Annotated in this window: 9 protein-coding genes; 1 reads left to right on the top strand and 8 read right to left on the bottom strand. The window is 66.5% G+C overall.

The genetic code is table 11. The features are described from left to right. Window positions 1-42 precede the first annotated feature (42 nt). The 8 genes from ACTNAU_RS11330 to ACTNAU_RS11295 all read right to left on the bottom strand — a co-directional run bounded on the left by ACTNAU_RS11330 (window position 43) and on the right by ACTNAU_RS11295 (window position 5,605). Window positions 43-1,482, bottom strand: coding sequence for a potassium/proton antiporter (locus tag ACTNAU_RS11330; protein WP_441098485.1), 1,440 nt, complete (start codon window positions 1,480-1,482; stop codon window positions 43-45). Between the two features lie 208 nt (window positions 1,483-1,690). Then, window positions 1,691-1,981, bottom strand: coding sequence for a DUF1905 domain-containing protein (locus tag ACTNAU_RS11325; protein ID WP_216401136.1), 291 nt, complete (start codon window positions 1,979-1,981; stop codon window positions 1,691-1,693). Window positions 1,982-2,029: 48 nt separating this feature from the next. After that, window positions 2,030-2,827 (bottom strand): ABC transporter permease subunit, encoded by a 798-nt coding sequence (locus tag ACTNAU_RS11320; RefSeq protein ID WP_441098484.1) that lies wholly within the window; start codon window positions 2,825-2,827, stop codon window positions 2,030-2,032. Then, window positions 2,827-3,711, bottom strand: a complete 885-nt coding sequence (locus ACTNAU_RS11315) for an ABC transporter ATP-binding protein (RefSeq protein WP_256135526.1) — start codon at window positions 3,709-3,711, stop codon at window positions 2,827-2,829. The genes ACTNAU_RS11320 and ACTNAU_RS11315 overlap by 1 nt, the downstream gene beginning before the upstream one ends. Window position 3,712: 1 nt before the next feature. Further along, window positions 3,713-4,351 (bottom strand): TetR/AcrR family transcriptional regulator, encoded by a 639-nt coding sequence (locus ACTNAU_RS11310; protein WP_441098483.1) that lies wholly within the window; start codon window positions 4,349-4,351, stop codon window positions 3,713-3,715. 179 nt (window positions 4,352-4,530) lie between these two features. Beyond that, a complete protein-coding gene (locus ACTNAU_RS11305) occupies window positions 4,531-5,127 on the bottom strand; it encodes a manganese catalase family protein (RefSeq protein WP_021658919.1) in 597 nt (198 codons plus the stop codon). A gap of 3 nt (window positions 5,128-5,130) precedes the next feature. Then, complete coding sequence (locus ACTNAU_RS11300; protein WP_021658920.1) at window positions 5,131-5,382, bottom strand: spore coat protein CotJB; 252 nt, start codon at window positions 5,380-5,382, stop codon at window positions 5,131-5,133. Next, window positions 5,375-5,605 carry a spore coat associated protein CotJA gene (locus tag ACTNAU_RS11295; RefSeq protein WP_185915298.1) on the bottom strand — a complete coding sequence of 77 codons (231 nt, stop codon included), beginning with the start codon at window positions 5,603-5,605 and terminating at the stop codon, window positions 5,375-5,377. The genes ACTNAU_RS11300 and ACTNAU_RS11295 overlap by 8 nt, the downstream gene beginning before the upstream one ends. Before the next feature lie 234 nt (window positions 5,606-5,839). Here ACTNAU_RS11295 and ACTNAU_RS11290 point away from each other — a divergent pair, with 234 nt between their 5' ends. Then, on the top strand, window positions 5,840-6,586 hold the full coding sequence (locus ACTNAU_RS11290) for a tyrosine-protein phosphatase (protein WP_185915297.1): 747 nt from the start codon (window positions 5,840-5,842) through the stop codon (window positions 6,584-6,586). Window positions 6,587-6,589: the final 3 nt, after the last annotated feature.

Here is a 6,589-nt window from a genome sequence, read left to right as displayed (position 1 = left end):
GGAAAAATCCAGCGCCGCTCCCCTTTTGCAGCCGGCGAAACATCAGCTCTGTATCTCCGGCGAGAGGAGGGCGGAGAGGCTCTCCTCCTCCCCGCAGAGGGTGAGGGTGTCCCCCTCTTTGACCAGGGTGCCGCCGCTGGGGACCACCGTCTCCCCAGCGCGGAGGATCTCCACGATCAGCACCCCTTCGGGGAGGGGGAGATCGGCCACAAAGCGGGGCGCGCCCTGCAGCAGTGCCCCCGCCGGCAGCTGCACCAAGCGGGCGGCGCCGGTCTCCTGGTAGTCGGTAAAGGTCTCCAGCACCGTGCCGTCGGGGTCCACCAGATCCAGCTTTTTGGCGGCCCAGGGGATCAGCGCCCCCTGCACCGTCACCGAGGAGAGGGCCACCACAAAGATGATGTGAAAGATGTCCCGCTCCAGCCCCGGGGCGCCGGCCGCCACCACCAGGGAGAAGACGATGGCCGCCGCCCCCCGCAGCCCGGCGACGCAGAGGAGGAGCTTCTGCCGCCAGGGCATGTGAAAGGGAGCCAGCAGCAGAAAGACTGCCGCCGGCCGGGCGACGAGGGCCAGGAAGAGGGAGATGGCCAGCCCGGCGGGGAGGACCCGTGGCAGCCCGCTGGGGAAGGAGAGCAGCCCCAGGGTGAAGAAGATGGCGATTTGCAGCAGAGAGGTCGCCCCGTCGAAGAAGTGGACCAGGGGCCGCTTGTGGGGGATAGGGGCGTTGCCCAGCAGGATGCCGGCGATGTAGACGGCCAGGTAGCCGTTGCCCCCCAGAAGGCCGGTGAGGGCGTAGATGAGCAGGGCCAGCGCCAGGGTGAAGATGGGCTGCCAGCCCTCGCTCTCAAAGCGCAGCCGCTTCATGAGAAAGACCGCCGCCGCCCCCAGGGCGAACCCGCAGAGGACCCCGCCCCCCACCTGTGCCAAGAAGAGCCCGGCGAGGGAGCCCTCGCCCCCCTTGAGGGAGAGGATGGCCACCGTGAGGATGTAGGCGAAGGGGTCGTTGCTGCCGCTCTCCACCTCCAACAGGGGGGCCAGCCCCCCTTTGCAATTCAACTTGTGGGAGCGCAGGACCGAAAAGACCGAGGTGGCGTCGGTGGAGCCCACCACCGAGCCCATGAGCATCCCCTCCCACCAGCTCATCCCCAGGGCCAGGTGGCAGAAGAGGCCGGTGAGGGCGGAAGTGAGAAAGACCCCGGCACTGGAGAGGAGGATGGCCCGCCCCGCCACCGGGCGGGCGGTCTTCCAGTTGGTGCCGAAGCCGCCGTAGAAGAGGATGGGAACCAGGGCGAGGGAGCAGAGCTGTTCGGCCATGGCGGCGTCGGCAAAGGGGATGCCCAGGATCCCGTCTGAGCCGAAGAGCATCCCGATGAGGGAGAAGAGGGCCAGGGCGGGGATGCCCAGCCGGTGGGACAGCTTGGTGCAGAGGGCGCAGAGGGCGATGGCCAGGGCCAGCGCCGCCAGCAAGAGGGCGTTTGTCGTCATGGCAGACCTCCTTTACAAAAGGGGTGGACGGGCGAGATACAAAGAAGGCGGGGCCCCTGGAAGGGGCCTCGTCTTGTTCTTCTGTCTCCAGTATACTGGGGAAAAATGGAGAAATCAACCAAATAGAGCTGGTTATTTTCTGGAAAAAGGGGGACAAAAGGGGGCCGCGCAGGCGGCTTCTGCCCTCTGCGCGGCCCCCGGTGGGCGGCTATTTGGTTGGGCGCTCGGGGGGGATGCGCTCCCACAGGGCGACCGTCACCCGGTCCCCCGGCTGCTTGCCGATGGCGGCGCGGATGTCCTTTCGCAGCCCCAAAATGTGCCCGGGCGCGCCCATGCGCACCAGGCTCCCCTGATAGGGATAGCCGTCAAAGGTGGCGTGCACCGGCACCCGCAGCCTGCCGAAGGCCGCCTTTACGTCAAAGGGGATCTCCACATAGGCGCCGTCGAGCCCCTCCACCTTTTGGATGACCGCCTCAAAGCGGTAGACGGGTGGTTTCATCGCCCTCGCCTCCTCCCCCAAAGGGTGCCCCGGAGCGGGCGCGCCCAATCAGAGGGGCAGGTCCCGCCGGGAGAAGACCCAGACGCCCAGCCCGTAGAGGAGGGCGCCCAGCGCCGCCAGCACCGGCAGCCCCCAGAGGGCCGAGGATTCGCCGGCGATGAGGCCGGCGGGGTCAAAGAGGGTGAAGAGGTTGGCGTACTTGAGGTTTTCCAGCTTGCCGCCCATGTTGGAGAGCATCTGCATCAGCAAAAAGAGGACCGGGACGCCCGCCCCCAGGAGGGAGGCGGTCCGCCCCTCGTTGCAGAGGCAGGAGGCAAAAAAGCAGATGCCGCTGACGGCGAAGTGGAGGAGGAGGAGCCCGGCGTTGAGGAGGAGAAAGGCGCTCACGTCCAGCTCGCCGGGGAAGAAGAGGTGGGCGCAGAGGATGCCCAGGCCGGTGCAGTAGCCGATGAGCAGGGCGGTTCCGGTGAGGAGGACCGAGGCCTGGGTGAGGGCCACCTGTGTGCGGGAGGAGGGGGCGGCCAACAGGTAGGCCATGGAGCCCCGCTCCACCTGGCGGGCCACCAGCCGGTTGGCGGTGATGGCCTCGTACACCAGGGGAAAGGCGAGCAGCAGCATGCCGTAGAGGTAGGTGGAGAGGAAGCTGACCAGGGTGGTGCCGGGATTTTGCATCCCCACCATGGCCATCAGCTGGGGCATGGAGTCGGAGAGCTGTTGGAGGATGTTCCCCATCTCGGGGTCGAACATGGTGGTGATCATGGAGATGTAGAGGGAGAGCACCGCGGCGAAGATGACCAGCAGCTTCCAACTGGAGCGGTGCCCCTCCCGAAACAGTGACAGGCGCATTACTTTCCCTCCCCGTAGTAGTGGAGGAAGAGTTCCTCCAGCGTCAGGCGGACCTCTTCCAGCCCGGTCACCGGGTGGCGGGCCAGGGCGGCGGTAAAGGGCCCGAAGGGGCCGGCCACCTCCACCGTCACCCGCCGCCCCCGGGCGCCCTTGACCCCGGGCGCGTCGGCGGCAAAGGCGGCGGCCTCCCCCTCGCTTTCAAAGGAGACCACGTAGGTGCGGCGGCGGTCGGCCTTGAGCCGGTCGACCCCCTCCACCGCGGCCAGCTTTCCCTGGCGGAGGATGCCCACCCGGTCGCAGGTGCGCTCCACCTCTTCAAACATGTGGGAGGAGAGGAGGATGGTCTTGCCCCGGGCCTTCTCCTCCAGCACCAGCTCGATGAAGCGGTTTTGCATCAGCGGGTCGAGGCCGCTGGTGGGCTCGTCGAGCACCAGCACCGCCGGGTCGTGCATGAAGGCGCAGACGATGCCGACTTTCTGCTTCATCCCCTTGGACATCCGGCGGATGCGCCCCCGGGGGTCGAGCTCGAAGCGCGCCATCAGCGCCTCGGCGCGGGAGAAGTCGGACACCCCCCGGTAGCGGGCGAGAAAGCGGAGGAATTCCAGCCCGGTCATCTCGTCGGGGAGGGCGATCTCCCCGGGGATGTAGCCCAGGTCCTTTTGGATCCTGGGGGACTGGGTGAGACAGTCCAGCCCGCCGATGCGGCAGGAGCCGGACTGGGGCCGGCTAAAGCCCATCAGGTGGCGGATGGTGGTGGTCTTTCCGGCACCGTTGGGCCCCAAAAAGCCAAAGGCCTCGCCCTGTGCCACCGAGAAGGTGAGGTCGAAGACCCCGCGCCCCCGGCCGTAGTCCTTGGTCAGCCTGTCGATTTCAATGGTGTTCATCTCACTGCTCCTTTTGCCGCGGCTCCAGCCACTCGGGCTTGTAGAAGTGGCGGCGCATCAAATCCAGGGCCCGCAGGTACTCTCGGCTCAGCTCCTCCAAATCACCCGAGCGAAGCTCGCCGTGCAGTTTGGAAAACCCCTCCGCGCTCCAGAGCACCAGATCCAAAACCAGCTTGGGGTCCACGTCGTCGCGAAAGCGGCTCCAGTCGGTCTGGGCGAGGATCTGCCCGGCGCTCTGGTCGATGAGGGGGTCCCACACGGTCTCCAGGGCCCGCAGGACGGCCTCGTCCTTCTCCACCCGGGACTGAAAGAAGAAGGCGAACAGGGAGGGGTGCTCCCTCATCAGGGCCAGCTTTTCCAGTGTCGCCCTCTCCAGCAGGTCGAAGAAGTCGCGCTCCTGGGCGATGGCGGGGGCGCGCAGCCGCTCGGTCACCAGGTCCAGGGCGTACCGGTAGAGGTAGAGATAGAGCCCCAACTTGTTTTCAAAATAGTGAAAGAGGAGCCCCTTGGAGATGCCCGCCCGGGCGGCGATGTCGTCGGTGACGCAGTGGCGGTAATCGCCCTGGGAAAAGACCTCCATGGCGGCGTTGACGATCTGCATCTGCCGGCTTTTTGGCAGGGCAAAAAATGTGGGATGCAAGCGGCGTCCCCCCTTCTCGCGCGGCGCTGGTCGGGCCGGCTTGGCTCCCATTATAGCACGTTGACCGGATGGGACAACCCCTTTTGTCAAATTTAAAACAGGGGGCTTTTTGACAAAAAAAGCCCGCGCCGGGCGGAGGGCCGCGGCGCGGGCGAGAGAGAGAGGAGGAGGCTGAAAAGCTATTTGTCGAACTCGGGGTTCATGGCGTAGAAGTTGCGGCAGTCCAGGTTGTCCTGCACCACCCGCAGCGCGTCGCCAAAGCGCTGGAAGTGGACCACCTCGCGCTCCCGCAGAAATTTCAGCGGGGCGATGACGTCGGGGTCGTCCACCAGGCGCAGCAGGTTGTCGTAGGTGGTGCGGGCCTTCTGCTCGGCGGCCAGGTCCTCAAAGAGGTCGGTGAGGGCGTCGCCCTTGGACTGCAGCACCGCCGTGGTGAAGGGGAAACCGGCGGCCGCTTGGGGGTAGACGCCGGTGGTGTGGTCCACAAAGTAGGCGTCAAAGCCCGCCTCCTTGATCTCCTCCATGGAGAGGCAGCGGGTCAGCTGGTGGACGATGGAGCCGATCATCTCGGCGTGGGCCAGCTCCTCTGTCCCCACGTCGGTGAGGATGCCCTTGCACTCTTTATAGGGCATGGAGTAGCGCTGGTTGAGATAGCGCATGCTGGCGGCCAGTTCGCCGTCAGGGCCGCCCAGCTGGGTGATGATGACCTTGGCCATCGCCGGGTTGGGCGTTTTGATCTGCACAGGAAATTGCAGCTTTTTCTCATAAGTCCACATCGGTCAGTCCTCCAAATCCCAGGGCCACGGGTCATCGATCCAGCGCCAGCTGGAAAACTGGTTGCCGGCAGTGGTGAGCGGGCCGAATGCTTGCTCGTAGGCGTCTACCGCCTTTTTGCGCAGGGCCTGCTGGTCGCCGTAGAGGCGCAGCGCGGCGCTGTCGCGGGGGTGGGTGTCCAGGTAGAGGGCGCATTCCTGGATGGCGAAGTCGCTCTCCCGAATGACCTTCATCAGCTTTTCTTTTTCTCTATTCATCGCAGTGGCACCCCTTTCCGGAAAACGGCTTGTCGAGGGCGCCGAAGAGGGTGCCGCGGCAGAGCGCGGTGGAGGGGGTGTACAGCTTGGAGAAAGATTGGTCGGGAACATAGCCCATCGCGGGCTGCTGGGGGCATCTGCCGCCGGTTTCGCCGGTGCAGCCGCCCCCGCAGTCGCCGCCGCAAGAGCCGCAGCCCTTGGCGTGGAGATCGTTTTGGTACATTGCAGTTGTCTCCTTGTCTGTTGAGAGTAGAGGGCGGCTCTCCGCCGTCCCGTTTCACACTATGGAGTTTGCCCGGCCGCCGTTCCGCCCCGCCCCGCCACCGCCAAAGCGCGGCCGCCCTTTTTTCGGGGAATGGCTGCGAAAGGCGAGAAAATGGTGTATAATGAAAAGCCATGGCGGGCAAAAGTGCACGCCGCGGTTTTTGAGCAGATACAAAAGAGGGGAGAAGTGAAGATGGCTCTCATTTCGGCCAATGCCCCCCTGCCGCTGCAGGGGACTTACAACACCCGCGATCTGGGCGGCTACCCGGCGGGTCCGGGCGCTGTTTGCGCCGGGCGCTTTCTGCGCAGCGACCAGCCCGCCGGGCTGGGGGAGGGGGACCTGGAGGCGCTGTACCGGTACGGGGTGCGCCTCTCCATCGACCTGCGCTCGGGGGAGGAGTGCCGGCGCGCCCCCAGCAGCCTGCGGGGGTACCGGGACATCCGCTGTGAGGAGGTGCCGCTGCTGGACAACCTCCAATCCAGCCTGGCGGCGGGGGAGACCGCCGGGCTGCCCGACTCCATGGGGGCGCTCTACGTCTCGCTGCTGCGGGACAGCCAGCCCTCCCTCGCCCGGGCCCTCTCGCTGATGGCCGGCTGCCGCGAGGGCTGCGTCCTCTACCACTGCACCGCCGGGAAGGACCGCACCGGCGTCCTCTCCATGCTCCTGCTCTCCCTGGCGGGGGTGGAGGAGGCGGTCATCGTCGCCGACTATGCCGCCAGCGAGGCCAACATGGCCCCCTTCTTCGCCAAGCAGCGGGCCGCGCTGGAGAAGTTGGCCCCCGGCGGCATTCCGGAGGGGGCCTTCTCCTCCGCACCGGAAAACATGGAGATGGCCCTGGCGGAACTGCGCCGCCAGGGGGGAGCCGAGCGGTACCTGCGTGCCATCGGCCTGACCGGCGGCGAGATCGGCGCCCTGCGGGCGCGGCTGCTGGCAGAGTAGGGG

Source organism: Bittarella sp. HCP28S3_D9 (assembly GCF_052065655.1).
GTDB classification, from domain to species: domain Bacteria; phylum Bacillota; class Clostridia; order Oscillospirales; family Ruminococcaceae; genus Bittarella; species Bittarella massiliensis.
This window is presented reverse-complemented; position numbering and strand designations above follow the sequence as displayed.

Bases quoted from the DNA above. Each gene is read 5' to 3' on its own strand.
- ACTNAU_RS11295 (WP_185915298.1), bottom strand. From the start codon at position 5,605: ATGTACCAAAACGATCTCCACGCCAAGGGCTGCGGCTCTTGCGGCGGC.
- ACTNAU_RS11290 (WP_185915297.1), top strand. From the start codon at position 5,840: ATGGCTCTCATTTCGGCCAATGCCCCCCTGCCGCTGCAGGGGACTTAC.
- ACTNAU_RS11305 (WP_021658919.1), bottom strand. From the start codon at position 5,127: ATGTGGACTTATGAGAAAAAGCTGCAATTTCCTGTGCAGATCAAAACG.
- ACTNAU_RS11315 (WP_256135526.1), bottom strand. From the start codon at position 3,711: ATGAACACCATTGAAATCGACAGGCTGACCAAGGACTACGGCCGGGGG.
- ACTNAU_RS11325 (WP_216401136.1), bottom strand. From the start codon at position 1,981: ATGAAACCACCCGTCTACCGCTTTGAGGCGGTCATCCAAAAGGTGGAG.
- ACTNAU_RS11300 (WP_021658920.1), bottom strand. From the start codon at position 5,382: ATGAATAGAGAAAAAGAAAAGCTGATGAAGGTCATTCGGGAGAGCGAC.
- ACTNAU_RS11320 (WP_441098484.1), bottom strand. From the start codon at position 2,827: ATGCGCCTGTCACTGTTTCGGGAGGGGCACCGCTCCAGTTGGAAGCTG.
- ACTNAU_RS11330 (WP_441098485.1), bottom strand. From the start codon at position 1,482: ATGACGACAAACGCCCTCTTGCTGGCGGCGCTGGCCCTGGCCATCGCC.